This is a genomic window from Streptomyces sp. DH12 (assembly GCF_020873895.1).
Classification (GTDB): Bacteria; Actinomycetota; Actinomycetes; order Streptomycetales; family Streptomycetaceae; genus Streptomyces.
The window spans coordinates 1-1,312 of sequence record NZ_JAHWGT010000088.1; the positions used below are offsets into that span (position 1 = coordinate 1).

Consider the following 1,312-nt stretch of genomic DNA (forward strand, 5'->3'; position numbering starts at 1 on the left):
GTACTGCGCCGCGTCGGCCAGCCGGAACAGCCGCCGCGCCGAGCACACCGGCCCGATCGGGTCCTCCGTGGACGCCACCCCGCACGCGACACCGTCGCCGATGCCCAGCTCCACGGCCCGCCGGCACACCTCGTCGGCCGCCTTGACCACCTCGTCGGCGGGCGGTCCCACCACCACCAGACAGAACTCGTCCCCGCCGAGCCGCGCCGCCAGCGCGCCCGGCAGCATGGCCCCGCACAGCGACAGCACGCTCCCGAACCGCTCCAGCAGCCGGTCCCCCACGGAGTGCCCGAGGGTGTCGTTGACCCGCTTCAGCCCGTTGACGTCGCACACCACCAGGCTGACGACGGCCCCGTCCCGCCGGTGGAGCTCGACCGCCTCGTCCAGCCGGGCGTCCACGGCCCGCCGGTTGGCGAGACCCGTCAGGGAATCCGTGAAGGCCAGCCGACGCGCCTCCTCCAACCGCTCGGTCTGCGCGATCCCCGCGGCCACCACGGCCGCCAGCACGGTCGCGAAGTCGGCGTCCGCCCGCCCGAACACGGGCTCGCCGACCGGCCGTGCCACGTACAGCTCGCCCCAGGCCCGCCCGTGCAGCACGATCGGCGCGACCACGCAGCAGCCGCGCCCGCGCCGCCGCAGCGCCGCGACCCGCTGGTGGCAGTACCCGGCGCGCCCCTCCTCGGGGCCCTGCGCGGTCTCCACCCAGGCGTCGGGCTCGCCGCCGCCGGCCCACTGCTCGTGCAGGAACTCGGTGATCTCGGCGAACTGGTGCACCGGGTAGGACTCGTCCTCGGGAAACTCCTCCTCCCCCTCGGCCAGCTCCCCGACGTTCACCAGCACCCTCAGCCGTCCGAGCTCCCGCTCCCACACCGACAGCGCGGCGAAACTCCCGCCCAGGGCCCGGCGGGCGCCGCCGGCGGCGGCCCGCCACGCCTCCCGCGTACTGTGCGCGGCGGCCATGCCCTGAGCCAGCGCCACGACGGCCGCCAGCCGGCTCTCCTCACCCATTCCCCCAGATTAGGGATATTTTCCGCTTACCGAGACATCGAGGGTGAAGCGAACGTCACTCCCCCGGCCACTCCGGCCGCCGCTTCTCGTTGAAGGCGGCCACGCCTTCCGCCCGGTCCCCGGAGAACGCCACCGACCGCCAGGCCGCGTCCTCGACCTCGAGACCGGCCGGCAGATCGAGCCCGTGTCCCAGCCGCAGCGCCCGCTTGGCGGCCCGCAGCCCCACGGGGGAGTTCCCGGCGATCCGCGCGGCCATGGCCAGCGCCTCCTCCCGATCCCGCCCCTCGTCCACCAGCACGTCCAC

Annotated in this window: 2 protein-coding genes; both read right to left on the reverse strand. The window is 75.2% G+C overall.

What is annotated here, in order from left to right; all coding sequences use genetic code 11:
• Positions 1-1,008, reverse strand: a 1,008-nt coding sequence (locus tag LPA54_RS32630) for a GGDEF domain-containing protein (protein WP_228984385.1), incomplete at its 3' end; no start/stop codon positions are given.
• 55 nt (positions 1,009-1,063) lie between these two features.
• Positions 1,064-1,312 (reverse strand): enoyl-CoA hydratase-related protein (locus LPA54_RS32635; protein WP_368857874.1); only part of this gene is annotated, 249 nt, incomplete at its 5' end.